Source organism: Trinickia camelliae, from assembly GCF_053525655.1.
Genome location: NZ_JBCHAA010000004.1, coordinates 96,320 through 122,511, shown reverse-complemented (window position 1 = coordinate 122,511; position 26,192 = coordinate 96,320). Strand labels below are relative to the sequence as shown.

Genomic DNA, 26,192 nt, shown 5'->3' with positions numbered 1-26,192 from the left:
CATTTGCGAACTGCGCTCGTGCCATCCATCGGAGCATTTAGCGTGTTTCATCGAACGACCTCGGGGTCAGTTGATATGTTCTACGCTTCAGCAGATACATTGCAGCCGGAGGGCTTCCCTACGACACGGCATGGAAAATTGTCGAGTACTTTGGTGCCACGCCTCCGAAAATTCAACGGATTTTTGGATAAATCACTTTGCTGTTGTCTACGGACATTCGAGCAATCGCTATTTGAGCTTCATTTAGGATCCACGGCAATCTCGAAAAGTGTATCGGGGAATGTCGTAAGAAACGAGCCTCTCGCATCGCTTACTAGCAGTATCCTAGCGAGCTATTTGCGTGAAGCAGGTACCGATTCGAATTTGACACCTGAGGTATTGGATCTTATTGGCGTATCGAGCGATCAGGCTAATTCGGACGAGCAATTGCCAAGCTTCGTTCTTCTTAAGGCCACGTGACTGATAGCGATGTCACCACTTCGCCACTGTCCGATAACGGCATTAGATTCCGGTGAGTCTTAGCCTTCAAACACTTTTAATCGGCCATCGATAACGGCAATACTACATACTGCTCATCAGGATCGATGGATTCGCTAGGAATTCGACTTACATAGTCATAGCCCAAGGGAATACCTATGCAAATCGGAGAGAGCACAAGTTGGGTACGACTGTATATCCCATCATTTGACCCCACACCTTCTCGCACGCTTACTACCCGCGCCAAGCCACACCAGTATCCATCTTCGGAGAAGTGAATGAATGCAGACGACGCGTACATATATTGCATATCCAACATCATGCAAGTTTCAAAAATCTCTTGATTATCGTCGTCACGAATTTCCCGCCTCATAGTGGGTGGCGGACCATCGATACTCCCTAGCGCTTCAATCAGTTCCGACTCTTCTGGTATGTCGTGTCCGCGAAACTGACATGAAAATGCCACTATGGCACCGTTCTTATCCTTGGCGCGGACCGCGCCAACCTCTATCAAATTTAGATCGATTGCCACAATTGATGGCAAAACGTTACGAGCACAGGCTTCGAAATAAGACCTATTTTCCGCGAGTTGCACCCAAGTCAGCGAATTCGCAGAGTTATTCCAGAGAGTGTTGTATGCCCCGTCTTTCGCCAATGGCTGATGCGGAATTTCTGAAAAAAGGGACTCCCCCATCACCCTGCTATAAAGCGAATCAAGCCTGTGGACATTGATATAGTAGCTTTCCGAAAAATCCATCGCGCGGTTCGCCAAGTAAACTGACAAACTTGAGCATTTCTCCTCCCATTGATTCTTGTAGAGCCTAATTTGAGCTGGAGTTATGCTTCGACGCATCGAAGACGTTGTATGTACATCTGGATGGCACTCTCCGCACAGACCGACTCCGTTTGATTCAATACTATTCGAGCAATCCTCGTCGATGTGATGAATATTAGCTACCCTTCGATGCTCTGGACAGATACAGCATCTATGATGGCATTTCGTCAAAATTGCTGCCGCCACGTCCGTTGGCCACTCGACACGGTCTTTTTTAGGCATTTTTTATTCAACCAAAGGAAAATACAAAATTAACGAAAGTTACAAGAGCGAATCAATCTCGGTTTGAACGTCGCCCATAGAAGCTCGTTTTTTGAGAAATCAGATCAGAAAATGAGACGAAATACAAGATTCGCCTGCAGAGCACGCTGTACCGCACGGTCATTCTCAACGCAATCTTTTCGACGGAATACGCCGATGCCACTAAGGACACCAGGATGTGGATCCACTTTGCACGCCAACGTTCAAGCGACGCCCCTGTCCAAGCTCCCAGAATCACTGTACAATCATGGGCTCTGCGGGCGTCGTATAATGGTAATACCCTAGCTTCCCAAGCTAGAGCCGTGGGTTCGATTCCCATCGCCCGCTCCAAATTTGGCATGTGATGCGTAGAAGCCGCCTCGTCGAAGGCGGCTTTTTAGCATCCGCGGCGGCACGAGCCGCCGCATCGCCACTGAAGCCTAACGGCACGTAACGCTTTCGCCGCGCGAACCGCCGCGCCGCTCCTCCTCAGTACTCAAAGCAGTCACCGATGATTCACGATCCGAACGAAGACGGTCTTCCGCGCGAACCCGGCGCAGCCGGCGACGCCGACGCGTCCACTCCCATCGACGGCGATACCGGTACGCCCGAGAATTCGCTACATCTGCGCCGCATCCGCAGCTTCGTCACGCGCGCCGGCCGCGTCTCGACCGGCCAGCGCCGCGCGATGGACGAACTCGGTCCGCGCTTCGTGGTCCCCTACGCAGCCACCGCGTTCGACTGGAACGCCGCCTTCGGCCGTACGGCGCCGCACATCCTGGAGATCGGTTTCGGCATGGGCGCGACGACCGCTGAAATCGCCGCGCAGCGTCCCGGCGACGACTTCATCGGCGTGGAAGTCCACGAACCGGGCGTCGGCGCGCTATTGAAGCTGATGGGCGAACAGAACGTATCGAACATCCGCATCGTCCAGCACGATGCGGTCGAGGTGCTCGAGCAGATGATCGCGCCGGAAAGCCTCGACGGCGTGCACATCTTCTTCCCCGATCCGTGGCACAAGGCGCGCCATCACAAGCGCCGGCTGATTCAGCCGAAGTTCGTCGCGCTGCTGGTCTCGCGCTTGAAGCCCGGCGCGTATCTGCACTGCGCAACCGATTGGCAAAACTACGCCGAGCAAATGCTTGAAGTGCTGAGCGCCGAGCCCGCGCTCGCGAACACCGCCGACGCCTACGCGCCGCGCCCCGGCTATCGTCCGGTGACGAAGTTCGAGCGACGCGGCCTGCGTCTCGGGCACGGCGTCTGGGATCTCGTGTTCAAGCGCCGCGCCGCATAATCAGCTCCAGTTCAGCCCGCCGCCATAGCCGACAATCAGGACCAGCAACCCGAAGCCGATCCGATACCACGCGAACACGGTGAAATCGTGCGTCGCGATGTAGCGCAGCAGCCAGCGCACGCAGATGAACGCGCTCACGAACGCGGCCGCCATGCCGATCGTGAACAGATCGAGCATCTGGACCGGCGTCGCGTGCCAGGTTTTCACGATCTCGTAGAGCGTCGCGCCGACGATGATCGGGATCGCGAGAAAAAACGAAAACTCGGTGGCCACACGCCGGTCGAGCCCGAAGAGCATCCCGCCGATGATCGTCGACCCCGAGCGCGACATGCCGGGAATCAGCGCACAGCATTGCGCGCAGCCGACTTTCAGCGCATCGAGCGGCGTCAACGCATCGATCGACTGAACGCGGGGCGGTACATCGCCGCGTTCGCGCTGGCGCGACTCCGCCCACAGGATGACGACGCCGCCCACCACGAGCGCGAGCGCCACCGGAACCGGCGCGTAGAGCACGGCCTTGATCGACTTTTCGAACATGAGCCCCAGCACGACGGCGGGAATGGTCGCGATGACGACATTGAGCGTGAAGCGCCGCGCGGCGGTTTGCGTCGCGAGGCCGGCGATCACTTCGCCGATGCGCCGCCGGTACTCCCAGCACACCGCGAGGATCGCGCCGAACTGGATGACGACGTGGAAGGTTTTCGAGCCTTCGTCGGTGAAATTGAGCAAGCTGCCGACGACGATCAAATGGCCGGTGCTCGACACGGGCAGAAACTCGGTCAATCCCTCGACGATGCCGAGGATCACCGCCTTGCAGATCAATATCCAATCCATCGATGGCCCTTTTGCGGATGTTGCCGCTCTCCGGCGGCATAGCGGAACGAACGGGAAAGGGCCCGGGTCACGCGCGGCCCCACGGCCGCGCGCGCCTCACTTTTCGAGGATCTGCACGCGTATGCCGTTTGTAAGGATCGTGATTGTACCGGGTTCGTAGTTCACGCCGGCAAATTGAAGCTGCTCGGGCTTGAAGGTGTAGACCGGATAGTTGGTGAGCAGCTGCGTCGCGAGCAGCCCGGCCGCCGCGCTGATCTGCTGCGCGTAGGCACGGGACTGGCCGTCCACGCTGACGTTGTCGACGGTCGGCTCCTTGAGCACAACCGAGCGGCTCGCGCCGTCGTAGGCGAGCTGGCTCGACAGCGTGAAGGTGGCGTCCACCGGCTGCTGCAGGAACGGGCTCGCGAAGTGCGCGTCGAGCCGCACGCTCACGCGATTCGTGTCCGGCAAGAGGCCGACGACGGGATTGGCGAGCGTAACGTTGAACACCTGGGAGACCGTGCGCTGGAACGGAAACTTGCGCTGCACGGCTTCCTGCACCTGATCCCTCGAGAACGTGTAGTGATCCGGGATGAACGGAAACGTCGCGGTGGCGCAAGCGCCGAGTGACACGCCGATGCTCGCCGCCGCAATCGCCGCTACCAGAAACCGCCGCCGCGTGGACGCTCTCGCTTGAGTCATGCAAAACCTCCTGCTCTTGAATGCTTCGATGCTTCGTTGTTTTGGATCGCTTGGGCACGCTGGCCCGCGCAAAGTTCTTGCGCGGCGGTTCGCGGGCTTCGTTCGTTTTACCTTCGATCCTTCGATTAACGGGCGGCGGGCCGAGTCGCGGCTTCGAGCTGCGTGAGCCAGGCGATGGCATGCGCGCGCGACGTGCCGCACATCTCGGCCTGCGGCTGCAAGCCGGAGCAGCAGGCGGGACGCTCGGGGCGCCCGAAAATCGCGCAGCGATGATCGTCGCCGAGCTGCGCACAGCGCACGCCTGCGGGTTTGCCGTCGGGCATACCGGGGATCGGGCTCGTGATCGAGGGCGCGATGCAACACGCGCCGCAATCGGGACGGCACGCGTGATCGGTCACGACGGGAGCGGCAACGGCATTCACGGCTAAATCGGGTCCTGGGGTATTACAACAGCGACGACAGCGAATTCATGCGACGAATACGTGCGGCAAGCAACGCAGCTAAACCGCACGGAGCCCGTATTGTGCCTGCATAGCGCGTTTTGTCGCATGCGGCGCTATTACACAAGGCTCCGAGACGGCACACGCTTAAACTGACCGAGGTCCCGCTAACGAAGGCTGCCCATGGATTCCGTCGATTCCCTGTTTCATCCTGACCTGCTTGCCAAATACAGCGCGAACGGCCCACGGTACACGTCTTATCCCACCGCCCTCCAGTTCCGCGACGATTTCGACACCGCCGACTACCTCCGCGCCGCGAGCGACGCCGGCGCGTCCGCGAGCGAGTTGTCGCTGTACTTTCACATCCCGTTCTGCGACACCGTCTGCTTCTACTGCGGCTGCAACAAGGTGGTCACGAAGAACCGCGCCCGCTCGCTGCCCTACCTCGAGCGCATGAAGCGCGAGCTGGCGTTGCAGGCGTCGCGCTTCGACGTCACCCGGCCCGTCACGCAGTTGCATCTGGGCGGCGGCACGCCCACGTTTTTGTCCGATGACCAATTGACCGAGCTGATGGCCGCCGCGCGCGAACACTTCGTGCTCGTGCCGGACATCGATGCCGAATATTCGATTGAAGTCGATCCGCGTGAAGCGAACCCGAAGACGATCGTCCATCTGCGCACGCTCGGCTTCAATCGCCTGAGCCTCGGCGTGCAGGATTTCGATCCCGTCGTGCAGGCCGCGGTCAACCGCATCCAGCCGTTCGAGATGACCGCCGACGTCATGCGCGCCGCGCGCGCGTCGGGCTTCAAATCGATCAGCGTCGACCTGATCTACGGGCTGCCACATCAAACCGTCGACAGCTTCAGCCGCACGCTCGACAAGATGCTCAAGCTCGCCCCGGACCGCCTCTCGGTCTTCGGCTACGCGCACATGCCGCAGCTCTTCAAGATGCAGCGCCAAATGGATGCGTCGGCGATGCCCTCGCCTGCCGAGCGGCTCGCGATCCTGCGCCACGTGATTGAACGGCTGACGAGCGCGGGCTATGTCTACATCGGCATGGATCACTTCGCCCTCCCCACCGACGAGCTCGCGCTCGCGCAAGCCAAGCGCACGCTGCATCGGAATTTTCAGGGCTACAGCACGCATGCCGATTGCGACTTGATCGGCATCGGCGCGTCGTCGATCGGCAAGGTCGGCGACGTCTACGTACAAAACGCGAAGGACCTTCCCGGCTACGCGGCAGCGATCGACGCCGGCGAGCTCGCCATCAAGCGCGGCGTGCGCCTCACCGCCGACGACCGCATGCGGCGCGACATCATCACGCAACTGATGTGCAATCTGGAGTTGCGCTACGACGAAATCGAAGTTGTTTACGGCATCCGCTTCGCGCAGGCGTTCGCGCCCGAACTCGAGCGCCTCGTCGCCTTCGAGGCGGACGGCCTCATTGCGCTCGGCAGCCAAAAGCTCGAAGTCCTGCCGCCTGGCCGGATGCTCGTGCGCAACATCGCGATGGTGTTCGACAGGTATCTCGGTCAGCAGTCGATGAAGCGCTTTTCGCGGACCATCTAAGCTGCGTGCGACAAACACGCCTCGAGCGGGCGCCGCCGCTCGCTCGGGGACCCAACCCATCGATCCCGGAAAGACAGCGTTGTTGGTAAAGTAAGCGTCTTTTCCCGGATCGAACAGGCAACATCATGCGCGGCACCAAGGCCATCTATGCGGTCGAGCGGCTCAAGACCCGCAGCGCCAACGCACTCTACGCAGCTGTGAGCATGCCGGGCGGGCTCTTCTATCTCGTCGACAAGACCGGCGGCGCCAGTAAGAAACTCTGCGACCCACTGCCCCTCGATGAATTTGTCGCGTTCGTCGACTCCCAGTCGCCGGCCAAGCCGCGCAAGGCCAGCAAGCTCGACGTCGCGTTCGAGGAACAGATCAAGAAAAGCCGCAGTTGAGCGCGCCCTCGCGCCACCGATACGCCACTCCGCGCCACCGCGCACCGCCTCGCCGTGCGCGGTAGGGGGACCGATCCATAGCCGGTTTGGTACAATCCCGCAGTTACTCTGGGCCAGACGGTCTAGGCCATCTGGTCTGGGTCATACGGTCCGGACCAGATGGCCCAGACCGTCTGGTTCCGTTCGGAACACCCAACCCGCCAGTACATCGCGCCATGAACATCGAACAAGCCCGTTTCAACATGATCGAGCAGCAAATTCGCCCCTGGGACGTGCTGGACCAGGACGTGCTGAGTCTGCTCTCGATCGTCAAACGTGAGAATTTCGTCCCCGCCGCTTACCGCGACATCGCCTTCGCCGACCTCGAAGTGCCGCTGCCGCGCGGCCAGCACATGCTGGCGCCGCGCGTCGACGCGCGAGTTCTGCAGGAACTGGCGGTGAAGAAGCATGAAACCATTCTGGAAGTCGGCGCCGGCTCGGGCTATATGGCGGCGCTGCTTGCGCACCGCGGCCAGCACGTGCTGACGGTCGAAATCGATCCGGAACTCGCCGAACTCGCGAAGCAAAACCTCGCGGCCAATGGAGTGACGAATGCGGAAGTCGCGCTCGGCGACGGCTCGCGCGGCTGGGCCGCCGCCGGCCCGTACGACGTGATCTGCGTGTCGGGCGGCCTGCCGGTGCTGCCGCAGGATCTCCTCGAGCAATTGAAAGTCGGCGGCCGGCTTGCCGCATTCGTCGGCACGGCGCCGGTGATGAAGACGCAGATCATCACGCGCATCGACGACAAGCAATTCCGCGTGGCAGACGTGTTCGAAACCTATGTCGAGCCGCTCGTGAACGCGGTCCAGCCGCCGCGCTTCAAGTTCTGATCGTCACACCCCTCATCGGCCGCGCTCGCGGCCGATGTCGCTTCGTGGCGCGCAAACCTCCGCACGCCAACCCGCGTCCTTCGATTTCACCGAGCCCGAAATGCAAAACCTGACCGCCCCCGCCCTCGCCGAATGGCTTGCCGATACTTCGCGCCCCGCGCCCGTGCTGCTCGACGTGCGTGAACCGTGGGAAATCGAAACGGCGAAGATTGCGGGAAGCGTGTTCATTCCGATGCGCGAGATCCCGGCACGCAGCGAAGAGCTCGACGACGAAGCGCAAATCGTCTGCGTATGCCATCACGGCGCGCGCAGTGCGAACGTCGGCATGTTCCTCGAAGGGCGCGGCTTCAAGCAGATCTTCAATCTGCAAGGCGGGATCGACGCCTGGTCCAAGCTCGTCGATCCGTCCGTGCCGACATACTGATCCGCATTGATACCCAAGCGCCCCTGCTCCGGGGGCGCTAATCCGTCTCCCTCAATACCTGCGCGACGGTCGTGAAGATTTCGTCGATCTGCTGCTCGTCGACGATCAGCGGTGGCGAAAACGCCAGGATGTCCCCCGTATAGCGCGTCAGCACGCCTTTCTCGAAGCATTTGACGAACACGTCGTAGGCCCGCGCGCCCGGCGCGCCATCGCGCGACTTCAATTCGACGCCGCCCACGAGACCCAGATTGCGCACGTCGATCACGTTCGGCTCGCCGCGCAGCTTGTGGATCGCGGTCTCGAAGACCGGCGACATCCGCGCGGCGCGCTCGAACAACTGCTCGCGTTCATAGAGATCGATCGTCGCGCAGGCCGCCGCGGTCGCAATCGGATGGCCCGAATACGTGTAACCATGAAAGAGCTCGATGCCGGCGGGCGCGCCGTTGACGATCGTGTCGTGAACCGCGTGGCTCGCCGCCACGGCGCCAAGCGGCGCGGCGGCGTTGTTCGTGCCTTTCGCCATCGTCAGCAAGTCCGGCGTCACGTTGAAGTACTGCGCGGCAAACGGTGCGCCGAGCCGCCCCCAGCCGGTGATGACTTCATCGAAGATCAAGAGGATGCCGTGCTTGTCGCAGATCTCGCGCAGGCGCTGCAAATAGCCGTGCGGCGGAATCAGCACACCCGTCGAGCCCGCGACCGGCTCGACGATGACAGCCGCGATCGTCGATGCGTCGTGCAGCGTGACTAGGCGTTCCAATTCGTCTGCGAGATGCGCGCCCCACGCCGGCTGCCCTTTCGAAAACGCTGCCTCCTTGATGTTCAGCGTGTGCGGCAGGTGATCGACCGACGGCAGCAAGCCGCCCGAATACGCCTTGCGATTCGGCGCGATGCCACCGACGGAGATGCCGCCGAAACCAACGCCGTGATAGCCGCGCTCGCGTCCGATGAAGCGCGTGCGCTGCCCTTCGCCGCGCGCACGGTGATACGCGAGCGCGATCTTCAACGCCGTATCGACCGCCTCCGATCCCGAGTTCGTGAAGAAAATGTGCTTGAGGTCGCCCGGCGTGTGTTTCGCGATCTTCGTCGCGGCCTCGAACGCCTTCGGGTGGCCCATCTGGAAGGTCGGCGCGAAGTCCATTTCCTCCGCCTGCTCCCGAACGGCCGCGACGATCTCGTCGCGGCAATGGCCCGCGTTCACGCACCAGAGGCCGGCGGTGCCGTCGAGAATGCGGCGGCCGTCGTAGGACGTGTAGTACATCCCCTTCGCCGCCGACAGCAGCCGCGGCGCGCTCTTGAACTGACGGTTCGCCGTGAAAGGCATCCAGAACGCTGAGAGATCGAGCGAACCGCTGTTCGCTTCACGCTGATTCATATGTCGCTCCTATTGGCCAGCCGGGTTACAAGTCTAGGCACCGATGTGCCTATGCACAACCGCGCGGCACGCGTGCACCGCTAAAGCTATCGACACAAAACGCAGCGCTTCGTTGCGGCGCAGAGCGCACCGGCGCGAAGCGCGCTGACACGCCCTGCACCAATAACGTCTTCCATAGCGCGCCGTCGCGACGCGTCCAAGCGCGCCGTTACAAGCCCCGGCACCAACACGACGATTGGCACAACCCTTGCAGTATCCCGTCGGCTATTCATGCGGCAACACAGCATCGCGCGTACTTACAAACATAACGTTCACCATCCTACGGCAAGGGGAATGACATGAAGCGTCGCAGTCTGTTGAAGCTCGGTTCGATGTCCGGCGCACTCGCGCTGGCCGGGCAAAGTCCATTTGCAAGTGCAGAGTCGTCGGGGCCGATCAAGGTCGGCATCCTCCATTCGCTATCGGGCACGATGGCGATTTCCGAAACGTCGCTGAAAGACACCGCGTTGATGACGATCGCCGAAATCAACGCGAGCGGCGGCGTGATGGGCCGCAAGCTCGAGCCCGTGGTCGTCGACCCCGCATCGAACTGGCCGCTGTTCGCCGAAAAGGCCCGCCAGCTGCTTACGCAAGACAAAGTGGCGTGCGTGTTCGGCTGCTGGACCTCGGTGTCGCGCAAATCGGTGCTGCCGGTGTTCGAGGAGCTGAACGGCCTGTTGTTCTACCCTGTGCAATACGAAGGCGAAGAGATGTCGCGCAACGTGTTCTACACGGGCGCCGCGCCGAACCAGCAAGCGATCCCCGCCACCGAATATCTGATGAGCGCCGAAGGCGGCGGCGCGAAGCGCTTCTTCCTGCTCGGCACCGACTACGTGTATCCGCGCACGACCAACAAGATCCTGCGCGCGTTCCTGAAATCGAAGGGCGTGCAGGAGACCGACATTCAAGAGGTCTACACGCCGTTCGGCCACAGCGACTATCAGACCATCGTCGCGAACATCAAGACCTTCTCGCAAGGCGGCAAGACCTGCGTGATCTCGACCGTCAACGGCGATTCGAACGTGCCGTTCTATAAAGAACTCGGAAACCAAGGGCTGAAAGCGACCGATGTGCCCGTTGTGGCGTTCTCGGTCGGCGAGGAGGAACTGCGCGGCATCGATACGAAACCGCTCGTCGGCAATCTCGCGGCGTGGAACTACTTCATGTCGCTGCGCAATCCGACCAACGAGAAGTTCAAGAAAAAATGGGCCGACTGGGTGGCGTCGCAGAATCTGTCCGGCGGCACGAAGCGCGTGACCAACGATCCGATGGAAGCGACCTATGTCGGCATCCATATGTGGAAGCAGGCCGTCGAGAAAGCCAAGAGCACGGAGGTCGACAAGGTGCGCGTCGCGATGATCGGCCAGAAGTTCGCGGCGCCTTCGGGTTTCGACCTCGTAATGGACGGCAACCATCACCTGCACAAGCCGGTGATGATCGGCGAGGTCCGTGCGGACGGCCAGTTCAACGTCGTGTGGCGGACCAAGACGACCATTCGCGCGCAGCCGTGGAGCCCGTTTATCGCGGGCAACGACAGCAAGCCCGATGTCGTGAGCTCGATTCCGGCGTTCTTGCGGCGCTCGCGCGTCGCGTAGCGGCTAGTCGTTACCTCGCCTAAGAGCGCGGCGCGGCGGCCGTACACCAAACGCGCGCAAGATGGTTGCGCGTGTAACGGTATCGAACAACCGTTGTTGCCGCCGCGCCGGGTCCGACTCCACGCAAAGGTCATCATGGCGTCTCCTTTTTTTCGCTCTATCCGGCGCGGCGTCGCGCTCGCGGCGCTTGCAACGGCGGGCTTCCTGCCGCTCGCCGCGTTCGCGCTGACGGGGGCCGATGTCGCCCCGCTCGCCGGCGACGACTTCGACGCGAAGTCCGCCGCCATCGACACGCTGATCGCGAATCACGACGCGCCGTCGCTCGCGCTCTTGAAAGCGCTTTCCGAAGACACCGCGCTCGCGACCGACGCGGGCGAAGTCCTGCTCCAAGACAACGACACCGCGCGCGATGCGGTGACGGGCAAGACCGTGGCGGCCAGCGTCGCGTCGAGCGCGCAGCCGGTCACGCTGAACAATCTGCTGCGCTCGAAAGTATCGGGCGCGCTCTCGGGCCTGCAACTCGATTCGCCCGACCTCGAAACGCGGCGCGCCGCAATCAGCGCCTTGCTGAAGAACCCCGACCCGGCGATGAAGCCGATGATCGATCGCGCCCGCGCGAAGGAAACCGATCCGCAGTTGAAGAAGCGCCTCGATACGCTGTGGGCGATGACGGCGCTGTCGGACAAAGACCCCGCGAAGCGCCTCGAAGCCGCTCAGCTCGTCGCCGCGCGCCACGATCTCGACATGTACGAGCTGCTGCGTCCGCTCGTCGCGAAGAAACCTGACGGCACGTTCGCCGAAAGCGACCCACGCGTGCGCGCCGCCGCGCAGCAAGGCATCGACGCGCTCGATTCGATCCAGCGCCGCAGCGAAATCGCGGGCACGGTGTTCGCGGGGCTCTCGCTAGGCAGCGTGCTGCTGCTCGCGGCGCTCGGGCTCGCGATTACCTACGGCCTCATCGGCGTCATCAACATGGCGCACGGCGAGTTCCTGATGATCGGTGCCTACGCAACCTACGTCGTGCAGAACCTCGTACAGCGCTTCGCGCCCGGCGCGTTCGATTGGTATCCGTTGATCGCCGTGCCCGCTTCGTTCGTTGCGGCCGCCGTGGTCGGCATCGTGCTCGAACGGCTCGTGCTCAAGCACTTGTACGGCCGTCCGCTCGAAACGCTGCTGACGACGTTCGGCGTGAGCTTGATCTTGATTCAAGCGACGCGCACGATCTTCGGCGCGCAAAACGTGCAGGTCGAAAATCCGTCCTGGATGAGCGGCGGCGTCACCGTCATGCAGAACCTGATCCTGCCGTACAACCGCCTCGTGATCCTCGCGTTCTCGCTCGCCGTCGTGCTGATCGCGTGGACCGTGCTCACGAAAACGCGCCTCGGCCTCTTCGTGCGCGCCGTCACGCAGAACCGCCGCATGGCCGCGTGCGTCGGCGTGAAGACCGCGCGCGTCGATTCCTACGCGTTCGCGTTCGGCGCGGGCATCGCGGGCTTGGGCGGCTGCGCGCTCTCGCAGATCGGCAATGTCGGCCCCGATCTCGGCCAGAACTACATCATCGATTCGTTCATGGCGGTGGTGCTGGGCGGCGTCGGGCAGCTCGCTGGCACCGTCATCGGCGGCTTCGGGCTCGGGCTCGTCAGCAAGACGATCGAACCGTTCTGGGGCGCGGTGCTCGCGAAGATCGCGGTGCTGGTGCTGATCGTCCTCTTCATCCAGAAGCGCCCGCAAGGCATGTTCGCCTTGAAGGGCCGCAGCGCGGAGGTCTAATGAAACTACCCCCACGCTCACTTCGTTCGCTGCCCCCCAAGGGGGCCGATGCCTCCCTTGGGGCGGCATGGGACCCGAGTAAGGCGCTGAAGCGCCAACTCGGGTCGACACGGGAGGCATCATGACATCAGCCACGACCTCCGTCGATACGCACGGCACACCGGGCTCAACAACCCCATCCTCGGAACGCGCCGCGTTCAAAGACCTCGCGCTCGGCCTGCCGCCGCGTCCCGCGCTGCTTTCGCGCGGCGCATGGCTTGCGCTCATCGCATTGATCCTGGTGATCGGCATCGGCGTGCCGGTCAGCGCGCTCGTGCTGCCGCAATCCAGCGCGTTGCATCTCTCGGCCTATGCGCTGACGCTTGCCGGCAAACTGATGTGCTACGCGATCGCCGCGCTCGCGCTCGACCTCGTCTGGGGCTATTGCGGCATTTTGAGTCTCGGGCACGGGCTGTTCTTCGCGCTGGGCGGCTACGCGATCGGGATGTACCTGATGCGCGCGATCGGACATGACGGCAAGTACGGCAGCGATCTGCCCGACTTCATGGTGTTTCTCGACTGGCACGCGTTGCCTTGGTATTGGCACGGCACGCAGCATCTCGCGTATGCGCTCCTGCTCGTCGTGCTCGTGCCCGCCGTCGTCGCGTGGGTGTTCGGCTTCTTCACGTTCCGCTCGCGCGTGAAGGGCGTCTATCTCTCGATCATCACGCAGGCGCTCACGTTCGCGGCGATGCTGCTCTTCTATCGCAACGAAACGGGCTTCGGCGGCAACAACGGCTTCACCGATTTCAAGCGCATCGGCGGTTTCCCGATCACGCATCCGGGCACGCGCACCGCGCTGTTCCTGATCACGTTCGCGGTGCTCGTCCTGTCGTTCATTGCGGCGCGCGCGATCGTCACGTCGAAGCTCGGGCGTGTCGTGACGGCCGTGCGCGACGGCGAAGCGCGCCTGATGTTCCTCGGCTATAGCCCGCTCTCGTACAAGCTCTTCGTGTGGACCGTGTCCGCTGTGCTGTGTGGCATTGCAGGCGCGCTCTACGTACCGCAGGTCGGCATCATCAATCCGAGCGAGATGTCGCCGGGCAATTCGATCGAGATGGCGATCTGGGTCGCCGTCGGCGGACGCGGGACGCTGATCGGGCCGATCATCGGCGCGTTTGCCGTGAACGGCGCGAAGAGCTTCTTCACCGCTTACTTCGCCGAGTATTGGCTGTTCTTTCTCGGCGCGATCTTCATGCTGGTGCCGCTGTTGCTGCCCAACGGCATCATGGGGCTGATCGACATGGCGATTAAGCGGGCCATGAAGCGGAGGAACTCGCCATGAACGAGAACCCGATGGTTCCCGACATCGCCGCCATCGAAGACGACGGACGCGCGTTGAGCGGCGTGGCCTCGATGGGCCACGCGGTCAAGCCTGACGAGATCGACACGTCGCACGGCACGATCCTCTATCTCGACGACGTGACCGTGAGCTTCGACGGCTTCCGCGCGCTGAACGCGCTATCGCTCACGATCGACGCGGGCGAACTGCGCTGCGTGATCGGCCCGAACGGCGCCGGCAAGACGACGATGATGGACGTCATCACCGGCAAGACCGCGCCCGATGCGGGAAAGGTGTTCCTCGGCCAGTCGATCGACCTCACGCGCATGAGCGAACCCGCGATCGCGCGCGCGGGCATCGGCCGCAAGTTCCAGAAGCCGACCGTGTTCGAGAATCATCCCGTGTGGGAGAACCTCGAGCTCGCGATGAAGACCGACAAGGGATGGTGGGCGTCGCTGCGCGCGCGCCTCGATGGCGCCGCGCAAGCGCGCATCGAAGCGACGCTCGAGCTGATTCATCTCGAGGGCGTTGCGCGCCGCCTCGCAGGCGAGCTGTCGCACGGACAAAAGCAACGGCTCGAAATCGGCATGCTGCTCATGCAGCAACCGGCGCTGCTGCTGCTCGACGAACCCGCGGCCGGCATGACCGACCACGAAACGATGGAGCTCGCCGATCTACTGAACAAGCTACGGGGAACGTGCTCGATGATGGTCGTCGAGCACGACATGGAGTTCGTCGCGGCGCTCGCGGGCGAGACCGGGCGCGTCACCGTCATGGCAGAAGGCCACGTGCTCGCGCACGGTACGCTCGACGAGGTGAAACGCGACGAGGCCGTGATCGAATCGTATCTCGGCCGCTGACGCATGCACTGGCATGCGCATGCAAGCGATGGAAGGAAACTCACGATGCTCAAAGTAGAAGCGCTCAATCAGTACTATGGCGGCAGCCACATCCTGAGAAACGTTGCGCTCGACGTGCCGGAAGGCAAGCTGACGGTCTTGCTCGGCCGCAACGGCGTGGGCAAGACAACGCTGCTGCGCTGCCTGATGGGCGTCGTGCAGGCCGAACGAGGGTCGATCTCGTGGCGCGGCAAGCCGCTCGACAAGCTGCCTCCGTATGCGCGTGTCGCCGAAGGTCTGGCCTACGTGCCGCAAGGACGCGACATCTTTCCGCGTCTTACCGTCGAAGAAAACCTGCTGGTCGGCGCGGCTAGCCGCAAAGCGCCTTCGAAGATTCCCGACCACATCTATGCGCTTTTTCCGGTCTTGAAGGAGATGCGCGCGCGGCGCGGCGGCGACCTCTCGGGCGGCCAGCAGCAGCAACTCGCGATCGGCCGCGCGCTGATGAGCGAGCCACAGCTCTTGATTCTCGACGAGCCGACCGAAGGCATCCAGCCTTCGATCATTCAGGAGATCGGCCGCACGCTGCGACGGCTCGTCGACGAGATGGGAATGACCGTGCTGCTCGTCGAACAGTATTACGATTTCGCGCGAGCGATCGCGGACCGCTACTGGGTAATGAGCCGCGGCGAGATCATCGCGGGCGGCTCGGCCGCCGAGATGGAGGCGAACGGAGTGAGGGAGCTGATCGCGGTCTGAAGCGCGACGCTATGTTCGCTCGCCGCGCCGCGTGGCATCATGCTCAGCCATGTCTCTTCACGAACAGCACACTACCCTCGCCAACGTCGCGCAACCAGCCGCCACCGCCGCGCACGACGAATGGCAAGCCAAGCTCGAACTGCGCTACGAAAAGCACGGCACGCGCACGACGCTCGTGCATCGTCTGCATGACGGCCCGCTGCGCGTTCAGCGGCCTTTGTATCCCGAAGGCGAGGCCATCTGTCATACGGTCATCGTTCATCCGCCGGGCGGCGTGGCGGGCGGCGACCGGCTGTCGATCGATATCGCGCTCGGCCACGACACGCACGCGGTACTGACGACACCCGGCGCGACCAAGTGGTACAAGTCGAACGGACGCGACGCGCTGCAGCGCATTCACGTCGCCGTCGGCGCCAACGCGAAGCTCGATTGGCTGCCGCAGAACAACATCGTCTTCGATCATGCGAACGCGTCGCTCGATTTCACGCTGACGCTGGCCGCGGGCGCGACCGCGCTCGGCTGGGACGCGACGCAGCTCGGCCGGCAAGCGGCGGGCGAACGCTGGTCGGCGGGCACGCTCGCGAGCGTGGCGAGAATCGTGGGACCTTCCGGCCAACTGCTGTGGCTGGAGCGCGCGCAACTCGATGCCGTGGACCTGCTGCGCGGCGCGCCCCAAGGGCTAGCCGGTTTTCCGGCGTACGGCACGCTGTGGGCCGTCAGCCCGGCTTGCACGGATGCGCTGGCCGAATCATTAAGCGCGCAATTGCCTTTCGACGGCACGCAGCGCGCAGGCGTATCGTGCGTGACGCCGGGCGTGATGCTCGTGCGTGTCGTCGCGCGTTCGATGGAAGCGCTGCAAAACACGCTGATGCAATGCTGGCTGCAATTGAGGCCAGTCGTGCACGGAGTCGACGCCACGCCGCTACGGCTCTGGACCACCTGAAGTCGCTGCTCACGCACCAATAGCAGGAATTCCCTCGGGAGTTGACGCGCCATATCGGTGCAGCTCCTCTCGCTAGCGCCAGCCGAATCGCACCAATTCAACGAATCCGACCCTATGGCATGCCCTTTGCTCCATTGGGCGGCGCCTCGTTCCGCTCCGAGCACCACAGCCGTCGCTGCCTATAGCGCTTATAAGCCACGCGGACCCAATCCCGATAGCGCGGTGCTACGATAGCCTCGCGACAAAATTAGGCCGCTGTACTAATTAATTATTACGTTTTGCCACTCCCAACCCTTTCATGAAGCTGACGCCCAGAGAGAAAGACAAGCTCCTGATCTTCACCGCGGCGTTGCTCGCCGAGCGCCGCCGCGCACGCGGCCTGAAGCTCAACTATCCGGAAGCCGTGGCCTACATTTCGGCGGCGCTGATGGAAGCCGCGCGCGACGGCAAGACGGTCGCGGAAGTCATGCACTACGGCACGACGCTGCTCACGCGCGACGACGTCATGGAAGGCGTGCCGGAGATGATCCCCGACATCCAGGTCGAAGCGACGTTTCCCGACGGCACCAAGCTCGTCACCGTTCACCATCCGATTCCGTGAGCACGCACCCATGATCCCCGGCGAAATCCTCACCGACGACGGCGAACACGAACTGAACGCAGGCCGCGAGACCCTTACACTGACCGTCGCGAACACGGGCGACCGCCCCGTGCAGATCGGCTCGCACTACCACTTCTACGAAGTCAACGATGCCCTCTCGTTCGATCGCGAGAAAGCACGCGGCTTTCGGCTGAACATTGCGGCGGGCACCGCCGTGCGCTTCGAGCCGGGCCAGGAGCGCACGGTCGAACTGGTCGCGCTCGCGGGCAACCGCGTCGTCTACGGATTCAACGGCAAGGTAATGGGGCCGCTGTAACTCTTCTTCTGGACGTTCAACCATGACACTACGTATCGGCCGCCGCGCGTACGCGGAGATGTTCGGCCCCACGACCGGCGACCGTATCCGGCTCGCCGACACCGAGCTCCTGATCGAGATCGAGCGCGACTACACCGTCTACGGCGAGGAAGTGAAATTCGGCGGCGGCAAGGTGATCCGCGACGGCATGGGCCAGTCGCAGCGGCTGGCCGCCGACGTCGCCGACACCGTCGTCACGAACGCGGTGATCCTCGATCACTGGGGCATCGTGAAGGCCGACATCGGCATCAAGAACGGCCGCATCTGGGCGATCGGCAAGGCGGGCAACCCCGACATCCAGCCGGACGTGACGATCGCGATCGGCGCCGGGACGGAAGTGATTGCGGGCGAAGGGCTGATCGTGACGGCGGGCGGCATCGATACGCACATCCATTTCATCGCGCCGCAACAGATCGACGAAGCGCTGGCTTCGGGCGTGACGACGATGATCGGCGGCGGCACCGGGCCGGCGACGGGCACCAACGCGACGACCTGCACGCCGGGCCCGTGGCATCTCGAGCGCATGCTGCAAGCCGCGGACGGCTGGCCGATCAACATCGGCTTTCTCGGCAAGGGCAACGTGAGCCTGCCCGAGCCCGCGATCGAGCAGATCGCCGCGGGTGCGATTGGTCTCAAGCTGCACGAAGACTGGGGCTCGACGCCCGCCGCGATCGACAACTGCCTCTCGGTCGCCGACGACACCGACACGCAAGTCGCGATCCACACCGATACGCTGAACGAAGCGGGCTTTGTCGAAGCGACGGTTGCGGCGTTCAAGGGCCGCACGATCCACACGTACCACACCGAGGGTGCGGGCGGCGGCCACGCGCCGGACATCATCAAGGTCTGCGGCGAAGCGAACGTGCTGCCGTCGTCGACGAATCCGACCCGCCCCTACACCGTCAACACGCTCGACGAACACCTCGACATGCTGATGGTGTGCCACCACCTCGACCCGTCGATCGCCGAAGACCTCGCGTTCGCCGAATCGCGCATTCGCCGCGAGACGATCGCGGCCGAAGACATCCTGCACGACTTGGGCGCGCTGTCGATGTTGTCGTCGGATTCGCAGGCGATGGGACGCGTGGGCGAAGTCATCATTCGCACGTGGCAAACGGCGCACAAGATGAAAGTGCAGCGCGGTGCGCTGCCGCAAGACAACGCGCGCCACGACAACTTCCGCGCGAAACGCTATGTCGCGAAGTACACGATCAATCCGGCGATCACGCACGGCATCTCGCACGAAGTCGGTTCGATCGAAGTCGGCAAATGGGCCGACATCGTGTTCTGGGAGCCCGCATTCTTCGGCATCAAACCTTCGCTGATTTTGAAGGGCGGCATGATCGCGATGGCGCAGATGGGCGACCCGAACGGTTCGATTCCGACGCCGCAGCCGGTCCACTATCGCGAGATGTTCGCGACGCGGGCCGGCGCGCTCGCGCGCACGTCGCTGACCTTCGTCTCGCAGATGGGCGCCGATGCCGGCATCGCCGAGCGCTATGGCCTGTCGAAGCGCCTCGTGCCGGTGCGCAACTGCCGCAACGTCACGAAGGCCGACATGATTCACAACGCCTGGCAGCCGTCGATCAGCGTCGATCCGGAAACGTATCAAGTGATCGCCGACGGTCAGTTGCTGACGTGCGAACCGGCCAAGGTGCTGCCGATGGCGCAACGTTATTTTCTGTTCTGACTTTCTGCTCTAACCCCGGCCGCCCGGCACGCACTGACATGCGCACGATCGACAAACGCATCGCCCCCAACGTGAAGCTCGCAGCCGCGCTCATCGCGCGCGCGCCGACGCTCACACTCGCCTTCGACGCGCGCTGCAAAAGCCGTCTCGCGGCCACGCTCGATAGCGGCGAGGAAGTCGCCGTCGTATTGCCGCGCGGCACCGTGCTTGCCGATGGCGACGTCCTCGTCGCCGACGATGGCGCGCTCGTGCGCGTCGTCGCCGCGGCCGAAGACGTCCTGCTCGTGCGCGCGCCCGACCGGCTCACGCTCACGCGCGCCGCGTACCACCTCGGCAATCGACACACGCCGGTGGAAGTCGGCGTCGACACGCTGAAGCTCGAAGCGGACCCGGTGCTCGAAGACATGCTCAAGCGCCTGGGCGCAAGCGTCGAGAAAACGTCGCTGCCGTTCCAGCCCGAAACCGGCGCGTACGGCGGCGGCCACCGTCATGGTCACGACGAGACGTTCGCCGAAGACTATGCGCTCGCGCAGCAGGTGTTCGACGAGCATCACGGGCACGACCATTCGCACGATCATCCCCACGACCATGACCACGACGATTGCGGTCACGATCATGGGCACGGCCACGGTCATGCGCATCGCTGAACTCACCGCGCTGTTGCACCTAGCGTCGCCTGCGCTGCCGATCGGCGCATTCAGCTACTCGCAAGGGCTCGAAGCGGCGATCGAAGCACAACTGATCACCGACGCCGACAGTGCGCGCGACTGGATCGCGAGCGGCCTCGCCAACGTGCTCGCGCGCGGCGAGCTGCCGTTTCTCGCGCATCAGATCGAACGCTGGCGCGCGCACGACGCCGCAGCACTGGCGCAAGCGGACGCCGAATTTCTCGCCAGCCGCGAATCGGCGGAGCTGCGCCGCGAGACCGAACAGATGGGCTGGTCGCTCAAGCAACTGTGCGTGTCGCTCGAATGGGGCGAGGAGGCACGGCGCGCGACGCTCGCCGCGCTGACGCCGCTCGCGCAACCGACCGCCTTCGCATTCGCCGCCCTCGCCCACGACGCCGCCACCGATGCCGCGCTCGCCGCCTACGCGTTCAGCTGGGTCGAGAACCAGGCCGCCGCCGCATTGAAGGCGGTGCCGCTCGGCCAGCTCGCGGGGCAGCGCATCATCGTCGCGCTGCGCGCGGCCATCGACGAAGCCGTCACGCGCGCCATAGAAACACCGCCTGAAAGAATCAACACCTTTGCGCCGCAGCTCGGCATTCTGTCGGCGCGCCACGAGTCGCAGTATTCGCGGCTCTTTCGCTCATAAGCAGTCCACCGATCATGAACGCTCCTACTCCTCTCGCTTCCTCACGCCGCACCAAGAAACTGCCGCCGCTGCGCGTGGGCGTCGGCGGCCCGGTCGGCTCCGGCAAAACGACGCTGCTCGAAATGCTGTGCAAGGCGATGCGCGACACCTACGACCTCGTCGCGATCACCAACGACATCTACACGAAGGAAGACCAGCGTCTCCTGACCGTGGCGGGCGCGCTGCCGGCCGAACGCATCATGGGCGTCGAGACCGGCGGCTGCCCGCACACGGCGATCCGCGAGGACGCATCGATCAACCTCGAGGCCGTCGACCGCATGCTCGCTCGCTTTCCCGATGCGGACATCGTGTTCATCGAATCGGGCGGCGACAACCTCGCGGCGACGTTCAGCCCGGAATTGTCGGATCTCACGATCTACGTGATCGACGTGGCGGGCGGCGAGAAGATTCCGCGCAAGGGCGGACCGGGAATCACGAAGTCGGACCTGCTCGTCATCAACAAGACCGATCTCGCGCCGCTGGTGGGCGCCAACCTCGACGTGATGGCATCGGACGCGAAGAAGATGCGCGGCGAGCGGCCGTTCGTGATGTGCAATCTGAAGGCGCTCGACGGGTTGAAGGATGTGATCGCGTTTATCGAGCGGAAGGGGTTGTTGAAGGTGTAGCCGGTCGCAATCGGTCAGTACCGGTTGTACGCAGTCATGCCTGGTAGCGGTAGCGGCAAGAGACAATGCTCAGTTGATCGTCATCAGCTTCGTACACAAGGCGATTGGTGTCGTCGATGCGGCGGGACCAAAAGCCGGAGAGATTTGCCTTCAATGGTTCAGGCTTGCCGATGCCCTCAAACGGCGTGCGCTGCGCTTCACGAATGAGCTGGTTGATGCGCTTGAGGGTCTTGCGGTCTTGCCCCTGCCAGTAGATGTAATCGTCCCATGCGTCAGGCGTGAAAAGCACCTTACGCATGCTCATTCGCCATCCTCGACAAGCTTGTGTTCCTTCGCCTTGCCTTTTCGCAATTGGGCGATCGAGCGCTCGAGATGCGCGACATTGGCAGGCGAGCGCAGCAGATGCACCGTCTCCATGAGACTGTCGTAATACTCCTGCGACATGATGACCGCGTTTGGCGCGTCACGACGCGTGATCAAGGTCACGTCGGCATCGTCGACGACCTGATCGATCACGGTCTTCAGGTTGCTGCGGGCATCCGTGAAGTGAATGGTTCGCATGGCATCATCTCAACTTGTACATTTAGCTGTACAAGTATAGCAGATGGGACCAGCCCCCGAGCGGGGGCTTTGCGCCTCCTATTCCAGGTAGGTGATCTCGTCGGCCAGCTTGTCGACCAATGTTCCAAGGTATTTGGCATCGGTGGTCGCGTGGGCTGCTGCGACGCCGACTTCGGATGCGCTTCCCATCAGACGAATCGATCCGCTCTGTACTGCCGCTTTCACGATTTCCGCTGCGATCGTCGCGGCATCTCCGCGATTGAACAGGTTTGCCATTCGCCTTCCCCAATTGGTTAAGGAATCACCATCGTAGCAAAGCGGATCGTCGATTTCATGCAGCTTCGGCGACTTTCCTCCCCTGCCGCTATAGCATTCGGGAGCGGTTCGCTTCGACCTGACGCTCGATCAAGCCGAGCGTGTCTGGAAGGATGGGCAGCGCCTGCGCGAAGTGACGAAACTGGCCTGCCACGCTCGCAATGCGCTCGATCACTTGCTTCGCATCGCGTTCGGTAATACCTGTCATTTGCGCCAACTGCAGCAGATGTTGGCGCGCAGGCGAGCGTGCTTCGCCGCAAATGTCCATTTGATGCTCGCCGCCCGGCCCTTCGTTGAAGGTCAGGTCGTAGGCGGGCGAAAACTGCCAGCGTCCGTCCGCGCCGAGCAGGAACGAAAAATTCTTCGCGTGATCGTCCCGGTTGTTGAAGACCACGTTGAACACGCAGCGCTCGAAGGCCCGCTGCACTTCGCGGGTATCTCGCGTCATGAATTGCGTAAGCCGCAGCAGCGCGACATAGTCGACCTGCGGCACCCGGAAGTCGACGTGCATGGCGCCGGCGGCTGTATGCATCGGCACACGCAGTCCGCTCGAACGATCGAACCGCTCGATGCCGAAGGCCGACTGGCCCGATCCCAGATCGAAATAAGCCGTCTCCGGCATGCGAAGCTCACAGGCGATCGCAAGCGCTCCGTACAGCGCCTCCACTGCGCACACTTCTTCATGCTCGTGTTGCGCAGGAAATTTGACGAGCCATGGCGTGCCGGCACCCTGCTCCGTATTCGACATGCGGTTCGTCTGCCGCTCGAAATTGACCAGCACCTTCGGACGCGCGCCGTGTGGCGAGCCCCCCATGAGCGCAAGCTCGCGCAACAGCGCTTCACTGCCGTCGCTCATGACCTGGCGCACCTCGTTGGCGAGCTCGAACAGTTGAACGTCGGCCGGTACGAGGCTGTCGCCGTCCGCGGGTTCGAACACGAGCGCGCCCATCGCCTTGTCGCCGATGAAGGCGAGACGCTCGAGCGGGGACATCCGTGCGGGCTCGCGCCCCTCCTTGCGGAACAGCCGGTCCATCAGCAACATGCCCCAGCCGTCGGGAAGCGCATCGCTCACGAGCCCGGGCAAGCGGAGTTGATGGGCGGGAAACGCGCCATATGTGCTGGCAGCAAGCGGCAATTTGAGCGGCGACAGCTCGAGTCCGCGTTGCAGCGCTTCGGTCGAGTACTCGAACAGCAGATCGTCGCCGTCATCGGCGAGTTGGCCGAGCACGAAGCGCTCGCCCCAACCCGCGTACACCACGTTGATCTTCTTCACGGGCTTTTCCTCGAGGCGCGTGCACGCGTGACGCTCGCCTGCTCCATTTCCTTGATGGTTTTCGGCGTCAGAGCGAACAGCGAAGACAGGCTCCCGGACAAGCCAAGGCTTGCGGCGACACGCAAGAACGTGTCGAGCGTACCTCGCCCAGTAAGCTCGAGATTGCGCAAAGCGCGTTCGGATATTCCGGCGCGCGCGGCCAACTCGCTTTGATGGAAGTTTTGCGCAAGACGGTGCGACCGAAGGCGCTGGCCGAGTTCGCTCGCGACCTCGTCAGCGGTAGCCAACTCAAACGGTATTTTCATGCCGGTTAGCCGCTAAATTTGGATTTAACCAGTTTTATTTTACCGGTTAACCAAAAATAGGCAAAGCCAGACAGCCAGCAAATTTCTGCCGCTTATGTGCCAAACTATGCAATAACCGGTGGAAATCTACCGGTAAACAGCCGAGACGCTGATTTCCACCCAGGCTAGTCGCCCAACAGCGCCATCAACACCTCGACCGTGCGCGCCGTCGCTCCGCTATGCCGCGCCGCGAACGCAGAGGCCGCAGCTGCCATGGCTGTTCGCCGAGGCTTGTCGGCGAACAGCTCGCCGAGCACCTTCGCAAGCTCCGCCGGGTCCGCCACCTGCACGGCGGCGCCTGCCGAGACCGCATCGGCGGTCGCCTGCGAGAAGTTGAACACGTGCGGCCCGATCAGCACCGGCGTGCCCACGCCGCACGCTTCGATCAGATTCTGTCCGCCGAGCGGCAGCAGACTGCCACCGATGAATGCGACGTCCGACGCCGCGTAGTACGCTCCCATTTCGCCCATCGAATCGCCGAGCAGCACGGTCACGTTTTCCGGCAGACGCCGGGGCGCTTCCGCCTGCGATGCCGCCGCAGCCGTCTCCGCCCACTGCGAGCGCCGCTCATAGCGCAATCCGCGTTTTTCCAGCAGCGCCGCGATTTCGTCGAAACGTTGCGGATGGCGCGGCACGAGGATCAGCAACGCATCTTCAGTCGCGAGCGCCGCGAGCGCATCGAGCACCAGCGGCTCTTCGCCTTCGCGAGTGCTCGCCGCGACCCACACCGGCCGCGTGCCGATCGCCGCGCGCCACGCATGGCCGCGCGCGACGAGTTCCGGCGGCGTCGCCATGTCGAACTTCAGGTTGCCGAGCACGGCGAGGTTGCGCGCGCCGAGCGCCGTCAGCCGCTCGGCATCAGACGGGCTTTGCGCCAGCACACGCGCAAAGCCGCCGAAGACGTCGCGCGTCGCGCCGCCGAAGCGTGCCGCGCGCTTGTACGAACGCGCCGACATCCGCGCATTCGTCAGCACGAGCGGCACGCCGGCGCGCCGGCATTCATCGATCAGCGTCGGCCAGACTTCCGTTTCCATCACGAGACCCAGCGACGGACGCCAGGCGCGCAAAAACCGTTGCACGGCATGCGGCATATCGTAGGGAAGGTAGCAGCGCAGCACGCGGTCGCCGAAAAGCTGCTCGCCGGTCGCGCGACCGCTCGGCGTCATATGCGTGAGGAGAATGCGCGCGTCGGGCCGCGCCTTCATCAACGCGGCGATGAGCGGCTGCGCGGCGCGCGTCTCGCCGACCGATACCGCATGCACCCAGATCAGCGGCGCCGCGTCCTCGGGCAAACGCCCTTTCCCACGGCCGAAGCGCTCGTCGATATGTTCGCGATAGCCGCGCTCGCGGCGCGAACGTAAAAATAGCCGCAGCACCGCCAGCGGCGCGACGATCCACCAGAGCGCGCGATAGATAACCCTCAGCATGCCCGCTCCAAACGGCGGAGCAACGGCATGCGCAAGGCCCGCATCGCAGACGCCGGATAATGCGCGGCGCTCAAACCAGCGCCCGGCCCTTGAGCCGCTCGAGGATGCCCAGCGGCGCGCATTCGGGCTGCACCATCGCTTTCACCGGCAGGAAGAAAGTCTGTTCAAGCATGAACTGGCCGGACATCACCGCATGCGAGGTCTGATCGGAGAAACAGACCCAGACGCTGCCCGGCGGAAACGGCATCGTCTCCTGCGGGCTCGTCTTCTGATAGTCGAGATCGGCCTTCATGCCGTCGTGCAAATGCAGCATCAGATGGTCGTATTCGCTGCGCGGCGACTTCGTGACATGCAGCAGATTGAGCAGCCACGCCGAGCCCGGCATTTGCGGCTTAATCTGCGGAAGAAAGCGCTTCGCCATGTCTTCGAACGGCTCGCCGACCCGCCACACGCGCGGCACGCCCTTCGGATTCACGTTCGTGAACACGCGCAAAATGCGCTCGCCGTAATTGGGTCGCGACGGAAACGCGTCGACGTGCAGACGGCTGTCGTCCTTGCGCCAGGAAGTCTGACGCGTCTCCACTTGATGCAGGCGCAGGCTCGTCGGCGCGACGCGCAGCTTGCCTTGATACTCAGGAAAGAGCCCGTCGACCAGCGAGCGCGCATTGCCCTGATAGCGCGCGATCAGCGCCCGCACCGCCGATTGCGTGACCGCGTCGCCGAGCACGCCGTGGAGCGCGCCGCCGTTCGCTTCGAGGCTGATGTTCTTGCGCTTCGGATCGGCGAGCGCGGGATCGAGCAGCGCCTGCTCGCCGCCGTCGATCGCAAAGCGCAGGTTCGGGAAATAGAGCACCCTGCCGCGCTCGACCGCGTCGCGCAATTGCTCGCGCGGCGCGGAAAGATTTTGCGCCTGCCAATCGGCGGACGCGACTTCGATGATCTGGGATTCGTTCATGGTGGGTG

29 protein-coding genes and 1 tRNA gene are annotated in these 26,192 nt (G+C 63.2%); 18 read left to right on the top strand and 12 right to left on the bottom strand.

The genetic code is table 11. The features are described 5' to 3' along the window. Window positions 1-535: 535 nt before the first annotated feature. Entirely contained in the window at window positions 536-1,234 is a 699-nt protein-coding gene (locus AAHK20_RS08850) for a hypothetical protein (protein ID WP_449181088.1), read from the bottom strand. Window positions 1,235-1,829: 595 nt separating this feature from the next. Here AAHK20_RS08850 and AAHK20_RS08845 point away from each other — a divergent pair. Together AAHK20_RS08845 and trmB are read left to right on the top strand one after the other, a co-directional pair. Next, window positions 1,830-1,903 (top strand) — tRNA-Gly (locus tag AAHK20_RS08845). 160 nt (window positions 1,904-2,063) lie between these two features. Continuing rightward, window positions 2,064-2,846, top strand: coding sequence for a tRNA (guanosine(46)-N7)-methyltransferase TrmB (trmB, locus tag AAHK20_RS08840; protein WP_449181087.1), 783 nt, complete (start codon window positions 2,064-2,066; stop codon window positions 2,844-2,846). On the opposite strand, the gene AAHK20_RS08835 is transcribed toward trmB, so the two are convergent. The 3 genes from AAHK20_RS08835 to AAHK20_RS08825 form a co-directional block, all read right to left on the bottom strand. Then, a complete protein-coding gene (locus tag AAHK20_RS08835; RefSeq protein WP_449181086.1) occupies window positions 2,847-3,680 on the bottom strand; it encodes an undecaprenyl-diphosphate phosphatase in 834 nt (277 codons plus the stop codon). It lies immediately after the preceding gene. A 96-nt stretch (window positions 3,681-3,776) separates the two neighbouring features. Beyond that, window positions 3,777-4,361, bottom strand: a complete 585-nt coding sequence (locus tag AAHK20_RS08830; RefSeq protein ID WP_449181085.1) for a DUF1439 domain-containing protein — start codon at window positions 4,359-4,361, stop codon at window positions 3,777-3,779. 125 nt (window positions 4,362-4,486) lie between these two features. Then, a complete protein-coding gene (locus AAHK20_RS08825) occupies window positions 4,487-4,783 on the bottom strand; it encodes a YkgJ family cysteine cluster protein (protein WP_449181084.1) in 297 nt (98 codons plus the stop codon). 201 nt (window positions 4,784-4,984) lie between these two features. Here AAHK20_RS08825 and hemN point away from each other — a divergent pair, with 201 nt between their 5' ends. The 4 genes from hemN to AAHK20_RS08805 all read left to right on the top strand — a co-directional run bounded on the left by hemN (window position 4,985) and on the right by AAHK20_RS08805 (window position 8,046). Then, complete coding sequence (gene hemN / locus AAHK20_RS08820; protein ID WP_449181083.1) at window positions 4,985-6,370, top strand: oxygen-independent coproporphyrinogen III oxidase; 1,386 nt, start codon at window positions 4,985-4,987, stop codon at window positions 6,368-6,370. A gap of 125 nt (window positions 6,371-6,495) precedes the next feature. After that, window positions 6,496-6,753 carry a hypothetical protein gene (locus AAHK20_RS08815; protein ID WP_449181082.1) on the top strand — a complete coding sequence of 86 codons (258 nt, stop codon included), beginning with the start codon at window positions 6,496-6,498 and terminating at the stop codon, window positions 6,751-6,753. Between the two features lie 215 nt (window positions 6,754-6,968). Then, entirely contained in the window at window positions 6,969-7,622 is a 654-nt protein-coding gene (locus AAHK20_RS08810; protein ID WP_449181081.1) for a protein-L-isoaspartate O-methyltransferase family protein, read from the top strand. Window positions 7,623-7,722: 100 nt separating this feature from the next. Then, window positions 7,723-8,046: a rhodanese-like domain-containing protein gene (locus tag AAHK20_RS08805; protein ID WP_449181080.1), complete on the top strand. Its 324-nt coding sequence runs from the start codon at window positions 7,723-7,725 to the stop codon at window positions 8,044-8,046. Window positions 8,047-8,083: 37 nt separating this feature from the next. Here AAHK20_RS08805 and aptA read toward each other — a convergent pair whose 3' ends face one another. Next, window positions 8,084-9,418 (bottom strand): omega-aminotransferase AptA, encoded by a 1,335-nt coding sequence (gene aptA / locus AAHK20_RS08800; RefSeq protein ID WP_449181079.1) that lies wholly within the window; start codon window positions 9,416-9,418, stop codon window positions 8,084-8,086. 338 nt (window positions 9,419-9,756) lie between these two features. On the opposite strand from aptA, the gene urtA reads away from it, so the two are divergent. The 12 genes from urtA to ureG all read left to right on the top strand — a co-directional run bounded on the left by urtA (window position 9,757) and on the right by ureG (window position 21,309). Further along, window positions 9,757-11,052 (top strand): urea ABC transporter substrate-binding protein, encoded by a 1,296-nt coding sequence (urtA, locus tag AAHK20_RS08795; protein ID WP_449181078.1) that lies wholly within the window; start codon window positions 9,757-9,759, stop codon window positions 11,050-11,052. Between the two features lie 135 nt (window positions 11,053-11,187). Further along, complete coding sequence (gene urtB, locus AAHK20_RS08790) at window positions 11,188-12,822, top strand: urea ABC transporter permease subunit UrtB (protein ID WP_449181077.1); 1,635 nt, start codon at window positions 11,188-11,190, stop codon at window positions 12,820-12,822. Window positions 12,823-12,943: 121 nt separating this feature from the next. Further along, window positions 12,944-14,146, top strand: coding sequence for an urea ABC transporter permease subunit UrtC (urtC, locus tag AAHK20_RS08785; protein WP_449181076.1), 1,203 nt, complete (start codon window positions 12,944-12,946; stop codon window positions 14,144-14,146). Further along, a complete protein-coding gene (gene urtD / locus AAHK20_RS08780; RefSeq protein WP_449181075.1) occupies window positions 14,143-15,003 on the top strand; it encodes an urea ABC transporter ATP-binding protein UrtD in 861 nt (286 codons plus the stop codon). Before urtC ends, urtD begins: the two co-directional genes overlap by 4 nt. Window positions 15,004-15,048: 45 nt before the next feature. After that, the gene (urtE, locus tag AAHK20_RS08775; RefSeq protein WP_449181074.1) at window positions 15,049-15,741 is read left to right on the top strand and encodes an urea ABC transporter ATP-binding subunit UrtE; all 693 of its coding nucleotides are present in this window, start codon (window positions 15,049-15,051) and stop codon (window positions 15,739-15,741) included. Window positions 15,742-15,790: 49 nt separating this feature from the next. Further along, entirely contained in the window at window positions 15,791-16,684 is an 894-nt protein-coding gene (locus tag AAHK20_RS08770; RefSeq protein WP_449181073.1) for an urease accessory protein UreD, read from the top strand. A gap of 298 nt (window positions 16,685-16,982) precedes the next feature. Beyond that, on the top strand, window positions 16,983-17,285 hold the full coding sequence (gene ureA, locus AAHK20_RS08765; RefSeq protein ID WP_137333528.1) for an urease subunit gamma: 303 nt from the start codon (window positions 16,983-16,985) through the stop codon (window positions 17,283-17,285). Window positions 17,286-17,295: 10 nt separating this feature from the next. Further along, window positions 17,296-17,601: an urease subunit beta gene (locus AAHK20_RS08760; RefSeq protein WP_449181072.1), complete on the top strand. Its 306-nt coding sequence runs from the start codon at window positions 17,296-17,298 to the stop codon at window positions 17,599-17,601. Between the two features lie 22 nt (window positions 17,602-17,623). After that, window positions 17,624-19,330: an urease subunit alpha gene (gene ureC / locus AAHK20_RS08755; protein ID WP_449181071.1), complete on the top strand. Its 1,707-nt coding sequence runs from the start codon at window positions 17,624-17,626 to the stop codon at window positions 19,328-19,330. A gap of 38 nt (window positions 19,331-19,368) precedes the next feature. Next, window positions 19,369-19,977, top strand: coding sequence for an urease accessory protein UreE (gene ureE, locus AAHK20_RS08750; RefSeq protein ID WP_449181070.1), 609 nt, complete (start codon window positions 19,369-19,371; stop codon window positions 19,975-19,977). Beyond that, window positions 19,964-20,644, top strand: a complete 681-nt coding sequence (locus tag AAHK20_RS08745) for an urease accessory protein UreF (RefSeq protein WP_449181340.1) — start codon at window positions 19,964-19,966, stop codon at window positions 20,642-20,644. Before ureE ends, AAHK20_RS08745 begins: the two co-directional genes overlap by 14 nt. A 14-nt stretch (window positions 20,645-20,658) precedes the next feature. Then, complete coding sequence (gene ureG, locus AAHK20_RS08740; protein ID WP_449181069.1) at window positions 20,659-21,309, top strand: urease accessory protein UreG; 651 nt, start codon at window positions 20,659-20,661, stop codon at window positions 21,307-21,309. A gap of 34 nt (window positions 21,310-21,343) precedes the next feature. On the opposite strand, the gene AAHK20_RS08735 is transcribed toward ureG, so the two are convergent. From AAHK20_RS08735 to kdoO, 7 genes are all read right to left on the bottom strand, one after another. Next, window positions 21,344-21,613, bottom strand: coding sequence for a Txe/YoeB family addiction module toxin (locus AAHK20_RS08735; RefSeq protein WP_449181068.1), 270 nt, complete (start codon window positions 21,611-21,613; stop codon window positions 21,344-21,346). Next, window positions 21,610-21,870, bottom strand: a complete 261-nt coding sequence (locus AAHK20_RS08730; protein WP_449181067.1) for a type II toxin-antitoxin system Phd/YefM family antitoxin — start codon at window positions 21,868-21,870, stop codon at window positions 21,610-21,612. The genes AAHK20_RS08735 and AAHK20_RS08730 overlap by 4 nt, the downstream gene beginning before the upstream one ends. A gap of 78 nt (window positions 21,871-21,948) precedes the next feature. Then, complete coding sequence (locus tag AAHK20_RS08725) at window positions 21,949-22,146, bottom strand: hypothetical protein (protein ID WP_449181066.1); 198 nt, start codon at window positions 22,144-22,146, stop codon at window positions 21,949-21,951. Between the two features lie 88 nt (window positions 22,147-22,234). Continuing rightward, complete coding sequence (locus tag AAHK20_RS08720; RefSeq protein WP_449181065.1) at window positions 22,235-23,458, bottom strand: type II toxin-antitoxin system HipA family toxin; 1,224 nt, start codon at window positions 23,456-23,458, stop codon at window positions 22,235-22,237. Continuing rightward, complete coding sequence (locus AAHK20_RS08715; RefSeq protein WP_449181064.1) at window positions 23,455-23,763, bottom strand: helix-turn-helix domain-containing protein; 309 nt, start codon at window positions 23,761-23,763, stop codon at window positions 23,455-23,457. Before AAHK20_RS08715 ends, AAHK20_RS08720 begins: the two co-directional genes overlap by 4 nt. A 164-nt stretch (window positions 23,764-23,927) precedes the next feature. Next, complete coding sequence (gene waaA, locus AAHK20_RS08710; protein WP_449181063.1) at window positions 23,928-25,229, bottom strand: lipid IV(A) 3-deoxy-D-manno-octulosonic acid transferase; 1,302 nt, start codon at window positions 25,227-25,229, stop codon at window positions 23,928-23,930. A 70-nt stretch (window positions 25,230-25,299) separates the two neighbouring features. Continuing rightward, complete coding sequence (gene kdoO / locus AAHK20_RS08705) at window positions 25,300-26,184, bottom strand: Kdo hydroxylase KdoO (RefSeq protein WP_449181062.1); 885 nt, start codon at window positions 26,182-26,184, stop codon at window positions 25,300-25,302. Between the last annotated feature and the right edge of the window lie 8 nt (window positions 26,185-26,192).